This window comes from Planococcus kocurii, assembly GCF_001465835.2.
GTDB classification, from domain to species: Bacteria; Bacillota; Bacilli; order Bacillales_A; family Planococcaceae; genus Planococcus; species Planococcus kocurii.
The window spans coordinates 2,820,987-2,838,022 of the sequence record NZ_CP013661.2 but is presented as its reverse complement, the minus strand read 5'-3'; the positions used below and the strand labels follow the sequence as shown (position 1 = coordinate 2,838,022).

19 protein-coding genes are annotated in these 17,036 nt (G+C 41.3%); 8 read left to right on the top strand and 11 right to left on the bottom strand.

The genetic code is table 11. From position 1 onward, the window contains the following. Positions 1-67: 67 nt before the first annotated feature. Together AUO94_RS13775 and AUO94_RS13770 are read right to left on the bottom strand one after the other, a co-directional pair. Positions 68-1,048 carry a TAXI family TRAP transporter solute-binding subunit gene (locus AUO94_RS13775; protein ID WP_058384762.1) on the bottom strand — a complete coding sequence of 327 codons (981 nt, stop codon included), beginning with the start codon at positions 1,046-1,048 and terminating at the stop codon, positions 68-70. A 125-nt stretch (positions 1,049-1,173) separates the two neighbouring features. Further along, positions 1,174-1,758: a phosphatidylglycerophosphatase A family protein gene (locus AUO94_RS13770; RefSeq protein WP_058384761.1), complete on the bottom strand. Its 585-nt coding sequence runs from the start codon at positions 1,756-1,758 to the stop codon at positions 1,174-1,176. Between the two features lie 104 nt (positions 1,759-1,862). Between AUO94_RS13770 and AUO94_RS13765 the strand changes: the two genes are divergently transcribed. The 3 genes from AUO94_RS13765 to AUO94_RS13755 all read left to right on the top strand — a co-directional run bounded on the left by AUO94_RS13765 (position 1,863) and on the right by AUO94_RS13755 (position 3,610). Next, on the top strand, positions 1,863-2,585 hold the full coding sequence (locus tag AUO94_RS13765) for an alpha/beta hydrolase (RefSeq protein ID WP_058384760.1): 723 nt from the start codon (positions 1,863-1,865) through the stop codon (positions 2,583-2,585). 74 nt (positions 2,586-2,659) lie between these two features. Next, positions 2,660-3,178: a YjcG family protein gene (locus AUO94_RS13760; protein ID WP_058384759.1), complete on the top strand. Its 519-nt coding sequence runs from the start codon at positions 2,660-2,662 to the stop codon at positions 3,176-3,178. Beyond that, positions 3,179-3,610: a GNAT family N-acetyltransferase gene (locus AUO94_RS13755; RefSeq protein WP_058384758.1), complete on the top strand. Its 432-nt coding sequence runs from the start codon at positions 3,179-3,181 to the stop codon at positions 3,608-3,610. Positions 3,611-3,662: 52 nt separating this feature from the next. On the opposite strand, the gene fabI is transcribed toward AUO94_RS13755, so the two are convergent. Then, on the bottom strand, positions 3,663-4,433 hold the full coding sequence (fabI, locus tag AUO94_RS13750; RefSeq protein ID WP_058384757.1) for an enoyl-ACP reductase FabI: 771 nt from the start codon (positions 4,431-4,433) through the stop codon (positions 3,663-3,665). Positions 4,434-4,512: 79 nt separating this feature from the next. After that, positions 4,513-5,883: a magnesium transporter gene (gene mgtE / locus AUO94_RS13745; RefSeq protein ID WP_058384756.1), complete on the bottom strand. Its 1,371-nt coding sequence runs from the start codon at positions 5,881-5,883 to the stop codon at positions 4,513-4,515. Positions 5,884-5,982: 99 nt separating this feature from the next. Here mgtE and prpE point away from each other — a divergent pair, with 99 nt between their 5' ends. Beyond that, the gene (gene prpE, locus AUO94_RS13740; RefSeq protein ID WP_058384755.1) at positions 5,983-6,720 is read left to right on the top strand and encodes a bis(5'-nucleosyl)-tetraphosphatase PrpE; all 738 of its coding nucleotides are present in this window, start codon (positions 5,983-5,985) and stop codon (positions 6,718-6,720) included. On the opposite strand, the gene AUO94_RS13735 is transcribed toward prpE, so the two are convergent. The 4 genes from AUO94_RS13735 to AUO94_RS13720 are packed head-to-tail and all read right to left on the bottom strand — an operon-like array spanning position 6,717 to position 9,489. Beyond that, on the bottom strand, positions 6,717-7,592 hold the full coding sequence (locus AUO94_RS13735; protein ID WP_058386866.1) for an RluA family pseudouridine synthase: 876 nt from the start codon (positions 7,590-7,592) through the stop codon (positions 6,717-6,719). The genes prpE and AUO94_RS13735 overlap by 4 nt on opposite strands. Before the next feature lie 5 nt (positions 7,593-7,597). Continuing rightward, positions 7,598-8,404 carry an NAD kinase gene (locus tag AUO94_RS13730; RefSeq protein WP_058384754.1) on the bottom strand — a complete coding sequence of 269 codons (807 nt, stop codon included), beginning with the start codon at positions 8,402-8,404 and terminating at the stop codon, positions 7,598-7,600. Beyond that, complete coding sequence (gene yjbM, locus AUO94_RS13725) at positions 8,401-9,078, bottom strand: GTP diphosphokinase (RefSeq protein ID WP_058384753.1); 678 nt, start codon at positions 9,076-9,078, stop codon at positions 8,401-8,403. Before yjbM ends, AUO94_RS13730 begins: the two co-directional genes overlap by 4 nt. A gap of 21 nt (positions 9,079-9,099) precedes the next feature. Next, entirely contained in the window at positions 9,100-9,489 is a 390-nt protein-coding gene (locus AUO94_RS13720) for a UPF0738 family protein (RefSeq protein WP_058384752.1), read from the bottom strand. 111 nt (positions 9,490-9,600) lie between these two features. On the opposite strand from AUO94_RS13720, the gene AUO94_RS13715 reads away from it, so the two are divergent. The 4 genes from AUO94_RS13715 to AUO94_RS13700 all read left to right on the top strand — a co-directional run bounded on the left by AUO94_RS13715 (position 9,601) and on the right by AUO94_RS13700 (position 12,925). After that, positions 9,601-10,191: a CYTH domain-containing protein gene (locus AUO94_RS13715; protein ID WP_058384751.1), complete on the top strand. Its 591-nt coding sequence runs from the start codon at positions 9,601-9,603 to the stop codon at positions 10,189-10,191. 101 nt (positions 10,192-10,292) lie between these two features. Then, a complete protein-coding gene (locus AUO94_RS13710) occupies positions 10,293-10,691 on the top strand; it encodes a globin domain-containing protein (protein WP_058384750.1) in 399 nt (132 codons plus the stop codon). Beyond that, on the top strand, positions 10,688-11,485 hold the full coding sequence (locus AUO94_RS13705; protein WP_058384749.1) for a ClpXP adapter SpxH family protein: 798 nt from the start codon (positions 10,688-10,690) through the stop codon (positions 11,483-11,485). Before AUO94_RS13710 ends, AUO94_RS13705 begins: the two co-directional genes overlap by 4 nt. A gap of 273 nt (positions 11,486-11,758) precedes the next feature. Then, the gene (locus AUO94_RS13700) at positions 11,759-12,925 is read left to right on the top strand and encodes an IS256 family transposase (RefSeq protein ID WP_058384748.1); all 1,167 of its coding nucleotides are present in this window, start codon (positions 11,759-11,761) and stop codon (positions 12,923-12,925) included. Between the two features lie 341 nt (positions 12,926-13,266). On the opposite strand, the gene pepF is transcribed toward AUO94_RS13700, so the two are convergent. From pepF to mecA, 3 genes are all read right to left on the bottom strand, one after another. Further along, positions 13,267-15,075, bottom strand: coding sequence for an oligoendopeptidase F (pepF, locus tag AUO94_RS13695; protein ID WP_058384747.1), 1,809 nt, complete (start codon positions 15,073-15,075; stop codon positions 13,267-13,269). 45 nt (positions 15,076-15,120) lie between these two features. Further along, positions 15,121-16,137 carry a competence protein CoiA gene (locus tag AUO94_RS13690; protein ID WP_470382006.1) on the bottom strand — a complete coding sequence of 339 codons (1,017 nt, stop codon included), beginning with the start codon at positions 16,135-16,137 and terminating at the stop codon, positions 15,121-15,123. 161 nt (positions 16,138-16,298) lie between these two features. After that, positions 16,299-16,955 (bottom strand): adaptor protein MecA, encoded by a 657-nt coding sequence (gene mecA / locus AUO94_RS13685; protein ID WP_058384745.1) that lies wholly within the window; start codon positions 16,953-16,955, stop codon positions 16,299-16,301. Between the last annotated feature and the right edge of the window lie 81 nt (positions 16,956-17,036).

Below are 17,036 nucleotides of genomic sequence, written 5' to 3'. Positions count from 1 at the left end.
TCTCCCCTATGTAAACAAATAACTGACGGCAAGCTTGCGCTTTACCGTCAGTTAATCGCTCATTCAATTAATTTACTTCGTCGAAATATTTTTGTGCACCTGGATGGATATCGATTCCAATTCCGTCAAGGCCTGTTTCAGCTTTGATCAATTCAGCTTTTGCATGCTGGATTTTATCTGTGTTTTCGTAAATTGCTTTTGTGATATTGTAAACAAGATCTTCTGAAAGGTCATTCTGCACGACTAACATCGCTAAAACAGAAACCGTTGGAACCTCTTCAGTCAATCCGTAAATACCAGATGGTACAACGTCGTGCGCATAGTAAGGATATTTCTCGATCAATTCATCGGCTTTATCCTTTTCTACAGGAATGATTACTACGTCAGAAGTTGCGCCTAAGCTTTCAACTGCGCCTGTTGGTGTCCCAGCAGTGATGAATGCTGCGTCAATTTGACCTGACTGCAAGCTTTCTTGTGATTCGCCAAAGTCAAGATTCTGTGCATCAATATCGTCCATTGTCATGCCATGGATTTCTAATAATTGTTCAGCGTTAATATAAGTCCCAGAGCCAGGTGCACCAACTGAAATTTTCTTCCCAGCTAAATCGTCAAATGAAGCGATACCTGAACTTGAAGTTGTAACTAATTGAATTGTTTCTGGGTAAAGTGCCCCAATAGCAGAAACCGTATCAATCACTTCGCCTTCGAACATATTCGATCCTTCAGCAGCGTAAAATGCCGTATCTGTTTGAACAAATGCGATTTGTGCATCTCCATCAGCCAATGCCGTCATGTTTGCAGCAGATGCCTGTGAAACTTCGGCAGTTGTATCTAAACCTGTCTCTGTTTCAATAATGGATGCCATTGCGCCACCAAGTGGATAATACGTACCTGTTGTTCCACCTGTCAGAATACTAAGGAATTCTGGATCTTTAGAAGCTTCTTCTCCGCCTCCACCTTCAGTAGCCTTGTCATCTCCACAACCTGCTAAAAACACAGATCCTGCAAGAGTAACTACAGCGAATAAACCAAATTTCTTTTTCAACATAAAGTGACCTCCCTTTTCTAAACTAATTTTTGACGTTCTTATTCATAATAGCATGTCTTTCTTACTAGATTCAATGCATTTCGAAAAATACAACCGCTTACATAAAGAACATTTAGAATACTCGTTTACGTCTCTGCACCTTCTACATACGTTTCAGGGGCTGTGTCTTCCGGAGCCAAATCTTCAAAAGTCTTACCTTGTTCTTCCAAATCACGCGTGCGGTGAGCGATACGCGCTGATGCGCATGCAGCAACACTAGCGACTAAATCATCCAAAAAAGTATGAACCTGTCCACCGTATTTAGTATCCAACTCATGGATAATGCCTGTTTTATTTTTGTCCAAATGACCGAATGTCGTTACTGCGATACTGCCATACGTTAACACTGCACCGAGTCCAATCATTTCATCAACGCCAAAAAGACCTTCATCCGAACCTACAATTTGTTGAAGTGGGCGGGATAGTTTACCTTGTTCAGCAAGTTCATCTAACTCAATTCCCACAAGTAAGGCATGCTGCATTTCACGTTTACGTAAAACACTTTCAACGGACTCCATACAATGTTCGATTTTAAGTCCTTCGTTAAAAGGCAATTGCATATCCAGAACTATTTTGGCTATATCTTCATTTGTAACGCCTCTACGTTCTAATGCTTCATGAGTAGCTTTTGTCACATCATCTGAGTGAACCCGGAATCTTCTGCCATCCATATCCAAAACCCCTCTCATCTTAACTTATTCATGTTCCTTTCCATTATACCTTGTCTATGCAATGTGGTACAATTTTCTTACAAAACCCTAAAGGAGGCATAGACATGACTACTGGAAAGGTAGAAGATTTATCGATCTACAGCAAAGAGCTTCAAGAAGATATGCAACTGCTTGTCTATCTCCCTTCCAATTTTTCACCTTTGTATAAATACACACTCGTTATTGCTTCTGACGGCAAAGATTATTTTCAGCTGGGGAGAATTCCGCGAGTTGTGGATGAATTATTGGAAAATCGAGAAATAGAAAATATTATTGTGGTCGGTGTTCCGTATAAAAGCGTAGCTGATCGCAATAAAAAATACGAGCCGACTGGCGAGCAACATGGCGCTTACCTGCGCTTTTTAGCACACGAACTGGTACCGTTTTTAGATGCTAAGTACCCAACTTACCAAGTGGGTATGGGACGCGCTTTGATTGGTGACTCGTTAGCCGCGACTGTGTCCCTAATGGCAGCTTTAAAATACCCAAATATTTTTGGGCGCGTAATTCTTCAGTCACCGAAAGTTGGCGAAAACCTCTTAACGGCCGTGGAAGCTTTTAAATCAGCAAACTCGTTTACCGTTTATCATGTAATTGGAAAAGAAGAAACAGCCGTAAAATTAGGATCAGGAGAAACTGCTGATTTTCTCGAACCAAATCGAAAATTAAATAATTTAATGAAAAATAAAGGGTTTTCGGTCTTTTATGAAGAATTTGAAGGAGACCACACTTGGAAGCATTGGCAGCCCGATTTAAGACGTGCACTTATTCAGAACTTCGGCATGTAGAGGCTGATGATGCTCCAAAGTAGCATGAGCAACATACTTATAAGATGGTTATTACAGACAAGGAGGTCATTAGGATGAAATATGGAGTCGCAGCTTTTCCTTCAAAAAAATTACAGGATATTGCCAATTCGTACCGGAAAAGATATGATCCGCATTATGAGTTAATCACTCCTCACATGACATTAAAAGATCCATTTGAGGTGGATGCATCACAGATTAAGGAAATGGCAGCAGAAATGCGGAATATTGCAAGTCGCCATAAACCATTTAAATTGCATGCTACGCGTGTTAGCACATTTTCTCCGGTTAACACTACTTTGTATTTCAAAGTAGAACCGACTGCTGAAATCAAAGGGCTACATGAGGATTTAAATTCTGATTTCTTTGGTGGCACGTCCAAACACTCTTTCATACCGCATATCACAATCGGGCAAAAATTGTCTGATACAGAACATGCCGATGTCTACGGTCAGTTAAAAATGGCCGGCATTGATCACGAAGAAATCATTGACCGGGTGCATCTGCTTTATCAATTAGAAGATGGATCGTGGACGGTTTATGAGACATTCCGTTTAACTGGAGATGATCAATAAGTGTTGAAAGTTAAAATGGCTGAAAACCAAATGGAAAAAGAACAAGCTTTTGATATTCGCAGAAAAGTTTTTGTAGAAGAACAAAAGGTGCCCCTTCATATCGAAATGGATGAACATGACGATGGCGCCATTCACTTTATCGCGTATCAACTTGAACAGCCAATTGCTGCTGGGCGTATCCGTGAAGTTGAAACCGGTCTTGGCAAAGTTGAACGCGTATGCGTACTTTCCGAGTATCGCGGTCAGCACATTGGCGTCATGATGATGAACGAAATGGAAGATTATGCTCAGACAAATGGCATTTTCAGACTTAAATTGAATGCACAAACTCATGCGCTTGCCTTTTATGAAAAGCTTGGCTATGAAATTACATCAGACGAATTTATGGACGCAGATATTCCCCATAAAACGATGGAAAAATCATTAAACTAAGAATAATAAAAACAGATCCACCGGTAAATCGGCTGATCTGTTTTTTTGCTGCTTATAAAATATGGAACCCGCTGTCTACATGAATAGTTTCTCCTGTAATTCCGCGTGACATATCACTGAAAAGGAATGCCGCTGTATCGCCCACTTCTTCAGGTGTCGTATTACGACGTAATGGCGCTTTTTCTTCAATTTCGTGCAAAATCGAGTTGAAATCACTGACTCCTTTTGAAGAAAGCGTACGAATTGGACCTGAAGAAATCGCATTCACACGAATATTGTGTTTGCCAAGGTCTGCTGCTAAATAACGCACGGACATTTCAAGAGAAGCTTTCGCGACACCCATGACGTTATAGTTAGGCATTACACGTTCGCCACCGATATAAGTTAGTGCAACGATACTACCGCCTTCAGCCATCAATGGTTTTGCATTTTTCGCGATATTTGTTAACGAGTACGCGCTAATATTATGTGCTAACAAGAAGCCATCTCGCGACGTATCTGAAAAATCGCCTGCTAATTCTTCGCCTTTTGCAAAAGCGATACAATGCGCTAATCCGTGAATTGTGCCAACTTGTTCTTTAATTGTCGTGAAACAAGTCGCAACAGCTTCATCATTGGTCACATCGCATGGCAAAATCAATTCATGGTTCCCATCCAACGTTGCGACTAAATCCCGTACTGATTTTTCAAAACGTTCACCTGCATAAGTAAAAATTAGATTGGCTCCAGATTGATCTAACGAACGTGCAATCCCCCAAGCAATGCTCCGCTTGTTGGCTACTCCCATAATGACAAAAGTCTTTCCTTGTAATGATATTGACATGTCCATTCCTCCTGCGTCGATTATTATTACCTGGTACTAATAATACATCACAAAAAAGAAAAGTGCAATTTGCACTTTTCTAGAGGCGGCTCAAAAAAGTTGTAGCTAAGCCTAAATAAATTAAAATCGAAATAATATCGTTTAACGTTGTGATAAAAGGACCTGATGCTACAGCTGGATCAATCTTCATCCGATGAATTAATAACGGGATAAAGGAACCGGCTAACGTGGCGACAAAAATAGAACTCATAACAGCAGTTCCGACGAGCATGCCGATTAACAATTCACCTTTCCAGAAGTAAACCAAGCCAACAACGACGACTCCGCACACAATGCCCGTAATGAGTCCCGTACCTGCTTCGCGAAATAACAGTTTCATTTTACTTTCTTCTTCAATGTCTCCTGTCGCAATTCCTCGAACTGCTACAGCTAGTGCTTGTGTGCCACTGTTACCAGCCATACCCGCAATAAGTGGGATAAAAACAGCTAATAACGCCACTTGGTCCAGCGTTGCTTCAAACATACCCATCAAATTGGCCGTCAGCATACCTAAAAATGTTAACAAAATCAGCCAAGGCAACCGTTTTTTAGCGGCAGTCAACGAACTTTTGTCAAACGTGTCCATATCTGATACAGCTGCGAGTTTCGAATAATCGTCTGAAGCTTCCTCTTCTAATACATCAATAATATCGTCGACGGTAATAATGCCTAGCAAATGCTGTTGAAAATCGACTACCGGCAATGCCAGGAAGTCATAATCCTTAATCATTCGCGCTACTTCTTCTTGGTCTTCGCTAACCGAAACACTGACCACTCGTTCGTTCATAATAGCACTAATCAGGGTATCTTCTTCTGCAAGAATCAAATCCCTTAACGTGACAATGCCTGACAGCTTCTTGTCATCATCAACGACAAATACATAATAGATGGTTTCAGCATTAGGTGCTGCATTACGAAGAATATTCATCGCAGAACGTACTGTCGAATTTTTCGGTACAGCCACAAATTCTGTCGTCATAATGGAACCTGCCGTATACTCTTCGTAATGCAGTAGATCTTTAATTTGCTGCGCCGATTCTTTATCCATGATTGTTAAATAAGTGGCGACCTGCTCTTTATTTAATTCATTTAAGATATCTACCGCGTCATCTGTGTACATATAGGACAACAAATCAGAAGCATAACGAGCATCCATCTCGAGAAATAGATCTTCGTAATCATCATCATCTAATTCAATCGCTTCAAACAAATCCGCCATCTCTTTAGGAGAGAGATACTGATACAGCAATTGCCTTGTCCCCGAATCCGCCTTCTCGTAAAAACTTGCTTGGTCGTATGGATGGTGGGATAAAAACTCATCACGGAATTCTTTAACATCTCCGCGTATAAGTAATTCAGTGAACAATGCTTCGTTTAATTCTTCATCGCGTACTACTTTTTCTTCCATCATGTATACTCCCTCCTTTCGAAGATCTTCTATGCTTGCTATAGTAGTCTATACGCTGTACCACTCATATGTATAGTAAATTTTTAAAAAGAGGTGTGTTCGATGAAATTTGATGTAATTGGTGACATTCATGGCTGCTACCAGGAGCTACTAAAGCTCATTGATCGATTAGGGTACGAAAAACAGCGAGATGTCTTTATTCATCCTGAAAACAGGCAACTCGCTTTTGTTGGAGATGCCACGGACCGCGGTCCTGAATCACTTGAAGTTCTACGTTTATTATTCGCCTTACAGGACGAGGGTATTCTTTACTATTCCCCTGGCAATCATTGCAATAAACTTTTCCGCTTTTTCAAAGGACATGATGTCCAGCTTGCTCACGGCTTAGAAATGACCGTGGCCGAATGGAAAATGCTGCCTCCACAAGAACAACAGCAATTTCGCAAACGCTATCTTGAGTTTTATGAACAGTTGCCTCATTACCAACAACTTGATCATGATTTAATCGTTGCTCACGCCGGACTAAAGGCTGAAATGGTTGGAAAGCCGCTGAGTAGAGGCATCGCGGTCTTTGTACTATACGGCGATATTACGGGAAAGTTTCACGCTGATGGTCGCCCTGTTCGCCGCGACTGGGCCAAATCCTATAAAGGTCCTAAATGGGTCGTTTATGGTCATACGCCGACGAGAGAACCTTATTTTATCAACAACACCGTCAATATTGATACCGGCTGTGTTTTTGGGGGTTCGTTAACAGCCTTCCGTTTTCCTGAAAAAGAAATCGTATCCGTCTCTTCCGAACAGCCTTATCAACCAGACCGCTTTTATCGTTACACTTAAATCAACGACTGCATGTCCCCATTTAATGACGAATGGAAGAACAGCCTTTCGTCTGTAACTGGATGGATCAATTCCAACTCTGTACAATGCAGTGCTTGGCGCTTTATGAGATTTCTCTTGCCACCATACAAATCATCTCCAACTAAGGGATGACCAATATGCGCTAAATGAACGCGTATTTGATGGGTTCTTCCCGTATTTAATTGCAAAGAAACATGCGAATAGCCTGCTAACTTTTGAAGCAAACAAACTTCAGTTTCCGCAAATTGACCGTCTTCCCGAACTTCTCGCTCGATAATGCTGGCGTTTTTTCGACCAATCGGAGCTGTTATCGTAAATTTTTCTTTTTCTAAAAGTCCATGAACTAGCGCCTCATATCGCCGCTTCATCTTTTTTTCCTGTTGTTGCAATGAAATCATATGATGAATATGGCGATTTTTTGCGATGCAAACAAGTCCGGAAGTGTCACGGTCGAGTCGAGTTGCGATATGCAAAGTAGACGGAATCCCATGGTCATTAAAATGCTTTGCAACAATATTGGCTAAACTGCCAAAAGGATGCTCACGGGACGGGATCGTATTTTGCATAGGCGGCTTTTCCACAATTAGCAGCGCTTCATCTTCGTAGACAATTTCCAGTGGTCCGTCTTCTGCGCTTAAGCCTTTGCCATGTTCTTCATTCGGAAAAATAACGGTCACAGCATCCCCTTTTTCTAAGGCATGCCTGACCGTTACTTCTGCACCATTCACCAGAATTTGACCACCTCCGTATTTAACAGAAGCTAGTGTCCGTTTGGAGATGCCCCATCCTCCTAGCGCGTCTCGGAGCAATCCTGGATTTTCAGCGGTATACGTCAATTGAAAAGGTTTCATGGCATTCAATCTGAAAGCTCACTGTCGATAAACGAGTCGTGGACACGTTGCCAAAATGGAAATGCACGGAATCTCGCAAAGCGTACTTTTTCCTTGGCCACTTTATACTCGATTGATTTAACGTCTTTGTGGAGCAGTTGTAAGTGATCGACGGTAACCATAAAATCAGGGGCCTTAACAGGGCGCAATGCACATTTATGATGCCCAGGCAGCACCAGTGGGGAACCGACTGTTCGGAAGACACGGTTATTGATCGATGCCATCTCCGTCAATTGCATTGCTTGCAGCGATGGATGGATGATGGCACCGCCTAATGCTTTGTTGTAAGCTGTACTGCCTGAAGGGGTCGACATGCACAACCCATCTCCTCTAAAACGTTCGAAATGACTTTCATTCAAAAAGACATCCATTACCAATGTCACATCAGGAGATTTTACCGTCGACTCGTTCAAAGCCAAATAAACAGCGGGGTCGTCTAAGTTCTGATAATGAATGCTGACTTCAAGTAAAGGATATTCGATTACTTCATATTCTTTTTTCGCGATAGACAAAACAAGCTTTTCAATTTCAATCGGTTTCCAATCGGCATAAAAGCCAAGATGACCGGTGTGTATTCCGACAAAAGCGACTTCTGACAACTTTTCGCTGTATTTGTGAAAAGCGTGAAGCAACGTCCCATCTCCGCCGATAGACAAAACAACGTCTGGCGATTCCTCGTTCCATTCCATGCCAAAATCCTCTAAATAGTCTTTTGCGGTCCTCATCAAGTCATTGGATAATTTGTCTGTTCTCGATATGATATGAAATTTCATCGTTCTGCTCGACCTCCTTCTCTATCACTCAAAAAATGTGTACCGGGAGATTCCTTAAACTCGGTGAAATAAGCTTGGGCTTCTTGAATTTCATCCCGAATCTGGGACATCTCCTCGTCTAGTTGGAACGCGGCTTCTGCTGCTCGTTGAAGCCGATTTTTTATTTCTTCTGGAAAAACGCCTTTGTACTTATAATTCAAGGAATGCTCGATTGAAGCCCAAAAATTCATAGCCAGCGTACGGATTTGGATCTCTGCTAAAATCAGTTCCTCGCCGTTAATCGTTTGAACAGGATATTCTACAATTACGTGGTACGATCGATAGCCGCTCTGCTTTTCGTTTGAGATATAGTCTTTTTCCTCTACAATTCGCAAGTCTTTACGTTGTTTTAGTAAAGCTACTACGGTTTCAATATCCCCTACAAACTGACACATCATTCGAATACCCGCGATATCCTGCAATTGATGCGCAAGCTTTTCAGAGGGTTCAAACGCAATCCCTTTTTCTAAAGTCTTATCGTAAATACTTGCTAACGGTTTGACACGTCCCGTTACAAATTCGATTGGCGAATTGGTGTTGTCATTTTCAAATTGGCTCCGCATTCCTTTAAATTTAATTTTTAATTCGTCTACTGCTTGTTTATATGGTGCTAAAAATCGATTCCATTGCCCCATCACCGGACCCCCTTACTTCTTTTAAGCTCGTGAAGCAAGTGCCTCATGAAATGCTTGCTCGACAGCGGTACGGAAATCTTCCCCGTAATTGTCGTTGCCTTCTATGTTTTCCACCAGCATCCACAGTTCTTCGTGAAAATTTGCTAATGGCATAATTTGCTTACCCCACGTCAGAAGCGGAACTTTTTTCAGTTGTAACGCTTGCGTTAACGCTGGCCATGTATGTAGTTTAAATTGGACATATATATAATCAGTACCTGTGTCCAACAAATAGACAAACGCTTGATGATCAGAATCTGTCAACATTTGACCGGATGCTTCAAGCGCTTCGGCCGGTTCCATTTCTTCGATAATAAACTCAATGTTTTTTTCAGTTATTTCGGTCCTGTTTACTGCCACTAATTTATGCAAATCGAACCTTCCTTTCTAGCTTGTTGATAATGATATTTTAACACAGCTCTGCCATTCGTTGCAGTTTGCATCCAACTATCCGATAATGAAGTTACTAGAGAGGTGTTTTTCATGACAAAAGAACTTGAAATCGAATTTAAAAACATGCTAACAAAAGAAGAATATACCCGTTTACTGAAAGATTATTCCGATTTTCATAGTGGCCCCATCACCCAACACAATCATTATTTTGATACCGCTGATTTCCAATTAAAACAGCAACTTAGCGCATTGCGCATACGCGATAAAAACAAGCACTTTGAATGTACCTTAAAAATTCCAGCCCCAGTTGGACATTACGAAATTACCGATCAATTGACTAATGAACAAGCACGTCGCATGCTTGAATTACAGTCTTTCGAAGCTACAGAAGTAGCCGAAGCACTGTTAAAACTTGAGGTGCTAACAGAAAAGTTAACATCAATCGGCACCTTAACGACCCATCGTGTGGAATTTGAATACTTGCAAGGCTTATTGGTACTTGACCATTCCGAATACAATGGACAAGAAGATTTCGAATTGGAATACGAAGTTTCCGATGCTGCAACTGGTCAGGAAAACTTTTTGAATTTCTTGCAGCAACAAGGCATTCAACAACGTCCAGCAGATAAGAAAATTGCGCGTTTCATGAAATCTGCTGCAGCACGTTCTACTGATTACTAGTTTCAATCCCCAAATCCTGGCAGCTCTGCAGTCGATTTGTTTGAGATATTCGGGATCCGTTGTTAGAATGAAATGACAGCTAAAGCAAAGGAGACACGATGATGACTGGAAAACCGATTATTCCGTATGAAGAGATTGGTGCGGAAACATTATCACAGCTAGTCGACGCATTTTATGCTCACGTAGCGGCACATCCAAAGCTGCAGCCTATTTTCCCAAATGACCTTTCAGAAACCGCCCGTAAACAAAAACAATTTTTAACCCAATATTTAGGTGGACCGAATCTTTATTCAGAAGAACATGGACATCCGAGACTAAGAGCAAGACATAACCCATTTGCCATCACCCCTACTCGAGCTCAAGCTTGGTTAGAGTGCATGAGCGAAGCGATGGATGAAGTGGGGCTAAATGGAATGTTCCGTGAAACCTTATACAACAGACTTGTTTTAACGGCACATCATATGGTCAATGAGTCTGATAGTGAGGAGGAGTTGGAGTGAGTAACTTAGATTTGGTCGAAGAAATTCATGAACCTGTGAGTTCTTTTAAACCAATGGAGCTGTATGTTTTTGTGGATCCGCTCAACCCAGAATGCTGGGAGATGCAAGGAGTCATTCGAAAATTACAAATTGAATATGGCCATTATTTTTCCATGCGTATTGTGCTAAGTACACAATTACTCAACTTAAATAAAACAATACTTTCAGCAAATATCGAGACCGACAACTTGACTCATCCCGTGTTACCTTCCGTTGCGATCAAAGCGGCAGAGCTTCAAGGAAAACGTTCAGGAAATAGATTTCTCCACAAATTGCAAGAACACCTCTTTCTTCAGTCAAAAGACGTTTCTTCTTACAGCGTTTTGTTAGAGATTGCAGAAGAAGCCGAGCTAGACCAAGAAGAATTTAAATTGGATTTTCATTCGGTGCATACCGCAAAAGCGTTTCAATGCGATTTAAAGATTACTCGAGAAATGGAAATTAACGAAGTGCCAAGCATCGTGTTTTTCAATGAATGCATTGAAGATGAAGGTGTAAAAGTATCTGGACTTTATTCATATGACGTTTATCAAACCATTTTACAAGAGATGATGGGAGAAGAAAGTTTAAATCGACAAACTCCACCTTCTTTAGATGATCTTTTCACTAAATATTCGACAATGGCAACTAGAGAAATTGCTTCTATATACAACATTTCTGAACAAACAGCAGAATGTGAGTTAAAAAAACAAGTACTTCAACAAAAACTAGAACGCATTTGCATGCCGAAAGAAACGTTATGGAAAGTTAAATAACCTGCCTCCCAACTTTGGGAGACAGGTTATTTTTTTAAGCGTTTATTATGCGTTTCGACAGTATTTATGTAAGTTGGACAGTATTCGAGCTGAATTGGACAGTATTTGGCCAATTTGGACAGTATTTCATTCAAATCGGACAGTATCACCAAATTTTAGGATAAAATAAAAAAATTCATGATTAAGTCCATATAATTGTGTAAAAGGAAAAAGGGCCCCATCAATCCCTGTGCTACAATGTTCACAACCACGATCACATTGGAGGAATTGATGATGACCCACCTTAATTTTAGCGTAGATATGGATTTATTGAAAGACTCTGTCTTGAACTCGAACATGGAAGCCGTCGTGAAATCGTCGGTAGTTCTGGTGTTGAATGCGTACATGGAAAATGAACGGGACGAATACCTGCAAGCTGAGCGCTATGAACGCTCATCTGAGCGTCTTGACCAACGTAATGGTTATTACGAAAGGGATTACACGATCGGAATCGGAAAAATCCGACTGAAAGTGCCGCGCACGCGCAGCGGTGAGTTCTCCACTTCTGCCTTTGAAAAATTCGCTCGCTGTGACCAAGCGCTCATGCTGTCGATGCTGGAAATGGTCGTTAACGGTGTCTCCACGCGCAAAGTCACACATGTTGTCGAGCAGCTGTGCGGGGAAAGCGTCTCCAAGTCGTTCGTCTCTTCGTTAACGACCAAACTGGATCCGGTCGTCAAGGAGTGGGCCGCACGGCCACTGAACGTCACCTATTATCCGTATGTCTTTGTGGATGCCATGTACATCAAAGTGCGTGAACACAACCGTGTCGTTTCCAAAGCGGTTTATATCGCCACGGCTATAACCGAAGATAACCGCCGGGAAATCCTGGGGCTGAAAGTGGATCACGCGGAGAGCTTCGAAAGCTGGCAAAGCTTCTTCCAGGAACTCAAATCCCGAGGGCTCCAGTCGCCCAAGCTCGTCATTTCAGACGCCCATAAGGGGTTGAAAAAAGCGATCCAGCGGGAATTCATCGGCACGAGTTGGCAACGCTGTAACGTCCACTTCAAACGCAACATCGTCGATAAATTACCGAAAAAAGATTCAGAAGAATTTCGTCTTCAGCTGAAACGCCTCTTTCAGGCAGTGACCATCGAGGATATGCGTAATTTCAAAGAGGACCTGTTCACCGCTTTCGCCGACCAGCCTAAGTATGCAAAAGCACTCGCTATCTTGGATGAAGGCTTTGATGACACGATCCAATACATGAACGAGCCCGTGAACCGCCACGTCCACATCCGCAGCACCAACTCCTTGGAACGCCTGAACCAGGAGGTTCGCCGCAGAGAACGTGTCATCCGAATCTTTCCGAATACGCAATCCGCTTTCCGCCTGATTGGGGCTGTCCTCATGCACCAGGAGAAGACGCTTTATAGCCAGAAAAAGAGCTTAACAAAATAAGGTTAGAAACAGTGTAGCTAATTTTACACAATCGTTCGGACTTGACTAAATTCATCCTTCTATTAAACGTAAAAGACGCCTTCCACGTCCGGAAGGCGTCTTTCTATATTACACAAAGGGGATGGGAGAAATGTTCACGCTCAAACAAAGGGGTGTATGTTTGTATGTGATTTATTTCACAAGATTATCTTATCATGGAATAATAGTTAAATCAATATTTCACAAGCGATTTCACAAACTTGTCATATTTGTAGTCACAATGAAATCTTCAAACCACTCGCTTGTTATTCTTAAATAATATTAAAAAGAAGCAACCTCATGAGGGCTGCTTCTTTTTAATATTATTTATTCAGCAATAATTTTTCGAGTTCGTTTAATTTTTCTTCAAATACCATGCAAGCTTCTTTAACAGCTTTTGATTGGGTCATGTCAACACCGGCTTTTTTTAGTACTTCTATTGGGTAATCTGAGCTTCCCGCCTTGAGAAATTCATTGATATAGCGGTCCACTGCAGGTTGCCCTTCTTCTAGAATGCCTTTGCTCAATGCTGTAGCTGCACTAAATCCAGTGGCGTATTGGAAGACATAATAATTATAGTAAAAGTGTGGAATGCGTGCCCACTCCAACCCAATTTCTTCATCAGCTGCGACGTCAGGTCCATAATATTTTTGATTTAGCTCGTAATAAACTTCTGTTAAGCGATCTGCAGTCAATGCTTCACCGTCTTGGTCCATTTTGTGGATCATATGTTCAAACTCGGCAAACATCGTTTGACGGAATACAGTGCCACGGAAGCCATCAAGCCAATTGTTCAATAAGTAAATACGTTCCTGGTCATCATCCGTTGCCTCGACCATGTATTCATTCAATAAAGCCTCGTTTGTTGTAGAAGCCACTTCTGCGACAAAAATCGAATAATCCCCGTAAACATAAGGCTGATTTTTGCGTGAATAATAACTATGGACACTGTGGCCAAATTCATGCGCCAGCGTAAACAAATTATTCACATTATCTTGCCAGTTCATCAAAATATACGGATTGGTTCCATATGCTCCTGATGAATAAGCTCCGCTGCGCTTGCCTTTGTTTTCTTTCACGTCTACCCAGCGGTTATCGATGCCTTCTTTGACAATTCCTACATACTCATCTCCTAGAGCTTCCAGCCCTTTTAGCATAACGCCTGTTGCTTTATCGTAAGGCATTTCCATCTTCACTTCTGGAACGAGTGGTGTATGCAGATCCCACATATGAACTTTGTCGAGTCCTAGTACTTCTTTACGCAAAGCAGAATAGCGATGCAATAAGTGAAGATTGTCATTGACCGTTTCAACCAAGTTATCGTAAACCGCTTCTGGAATATGGTCGTCAGCTAAAGCCGCTTGGCGAGCTGAATCGAATTTACGGATTCGCGCATTTACATTATCGCGTTTGATGTTACCTGATAAGGTAGATGCAAAGGTGTTCCGGAACTTGCCGTACGTCGCGTAAACCGCTTTAAAAGCATCTTCACGTACGCGGCGGTCGCTACTTTCTAAGAACCGAATATAATTGCCGTGTGTAATTTGAACTTGTTGGCCAGATTCATCTTCTATAACTGGGAATTCAAGGTCTGCATTGTTTAAGCTGCCAAATGTTTCGGAAGACGCTTGGGCGACTTCTGACATTTGAGCCATTAAAGATTCTTGTTCAGCCGGTAACACATGAGGACGCATCGAATTTAATTCTTTAAGTGCTTGCTTGTATAAACTCAATCCTTTATGGTTTGCGACATATTCATTTAAAGTCGATTCGTCTAGAGCTAAAATTTCAGGTGTTAAAAATGACAAACCTGCTGATACTTTTGCAAATAACGATTTGATTCGACTGTCTAGTGCTTGGTATTTTGAATTGGTCGTATCTTGATCGTAACGCATGTGCGAGTAAGTATAAAGACGTCTCAAGCGCTCCGTCAACTCATCTTTATAAACCAACACCTCATAAAGAGATTCTGCACTTTGTTGTAGCTTTCCTTGATACGATTCTGCTTTATCGCTAAGAGCAGTAACCTCTTCAAACTCTTTTTCCCAAAGCTCATCACTCGCAAATATATCTTCCAATCGCCATGTCAATTCTGTTGGAACTTCTTCTCTTGTCAGTACTTTTTCAACCATTCTATTTCCTCCTCTATTCCATTCTTTCGGGAATCGAACTACACCTTATTTTCTCAATTTTCTCAAGTTTTTGCAATAGATATCATAGACGATATCCAAAAGATTGGCATTCTCCAGTTTTTTGTCTTTAAAAGCTACATATAGAGACAAATAATCTTCCATGATTTGCACGGCTTGTTGTGTTAGTGCAGGATTGGTTAAAGTCAATTTCCCTGAAGCTACCAACGCCGCTATTGAAATGCCTTTATCGTAAGCCACTACAACTTGTAATTGCCACAGTATAGCAGGCTGCTTTATGCAGTCTGCACCCAGTAAAGGAATTCCAACTAATTTCGGAACATTCATCACATCTACTCGCAATTCATAGCACAGCCGACAAAATACATTTTTGATCCGATTTTCGGCATATAACTGATTGCGGATATATTTCTTTTTCACCTGGTAAAAAACTTCCATGACCACTTTGAATTCCTCTTTTGATAACGGCTTCGGCAATGCAAAAGGAAAAATCTGTTTAGTCGCTTGAAGTGACTTAGTTTTCCCTACCCACCGGTTTGGACTCACATAAAACAAATTAGACTGATAATAAAATTGGTTATTCGGCGGATAAAACAAAAGAATAAAAGAAACCTGACCTGCACTTTGTCGCATTGCAAGTTCATCTGATTTTATCCGAAGCAGTCCAATTTCTTCTTGGCAAGGCTCTTTTAAGCCTTTAATCCAGATAGGCTGAATACCGATTGTTAGGTAACCTTTAGAGCGTTGCACAAGCTGCGAGACAGGTATTGAACTACATTGGAATTCAATAGCATAATGGCTATCGACTAAAAGATCCGCACGCTGGCGAATCGGGGGTAAGTATTGTTCTAGTTCAACGTTGAATTTTAACTGTTGGAAGAAGTGATAAAGCAGAAGTTTACCATGAAGATGTAAAGAGGATTCAGGTTCGCTGGAATGGTCGCAGTCTGAAAGAGTTTTGTGTGCAAAATGAGGAATATTAATTTGTCCAATTTTCAACAGCAGCGAGGCTTGACAGGAGGGGCAATAAAACTGTTCTTGCAAACGAATTTCCTGCAATTCTTGTCGTGTATGCTTGCCGGTTAAATAAAATAATTCCTGGCGCTTGGTTTTGGCCACTAATATAGTAATCACTCTCCTTTTATTCAGTTTATGAAATTAACAGGAGTTTGGCAACAAAAAAAAGATCTCCTTCTCAGGAGATCTTAGCCGAAATAGTGAAGCACATTTGAAAGTGCATCCTCTGTAAAAATAGGTTTACCGTATTCTTCAAGACGGTGAATTGTGACAGGTGAAGTACGCAAATACTCTGCAATGATGCTGACATTATTTTTGATGTCTTCTTGTGAATGAAGAATTTCATCGAAATTTGTATAAAGATAATACTTGTTGTCGAAATGGTAGATAGCTGATGCAATCGGCACGTACATTAAGCGCCTTGCAATCGGTAGCAATTCTTCCACTTCTGAGAAGACAAATGTATATTCAAGTTTCTTAACATCAGGTTCTTCAAAAACTGGCTCGAATTCATCAAATTCTGGAGCAGCTGCATCTTCGCTTGCAAACATTTTTCGACGTTCCTCTATATCATCAGGCAAGTCGAGTTTTTGCCCATCTTTAGTTAATTGAGCGCGTGTCACAGTCACTTCAAGACCTTTGTCCATAGCCTGGACTTGGATCCACAGTGGACCTTCCATTACGAAATCGGCCTCTTCGTTGACTTCATCCATCATTTCCCAAAAAAGCTCTTCACTTTTATCTCTGTTAAACCAGATTTCGTCACGGCTAAACCCTCGCTCTTCAACGTCGAGATAGGAAATGTAAAATTTAACTGTGTTGTCGTTTATGCGTTCTATTTCCATTTTACACCTCTCCTTTACGGTTTGGACTAAGAGAACATTCCTCAGAGCCGTGCTGTATTACTTTAAATAAGTATAACTTCT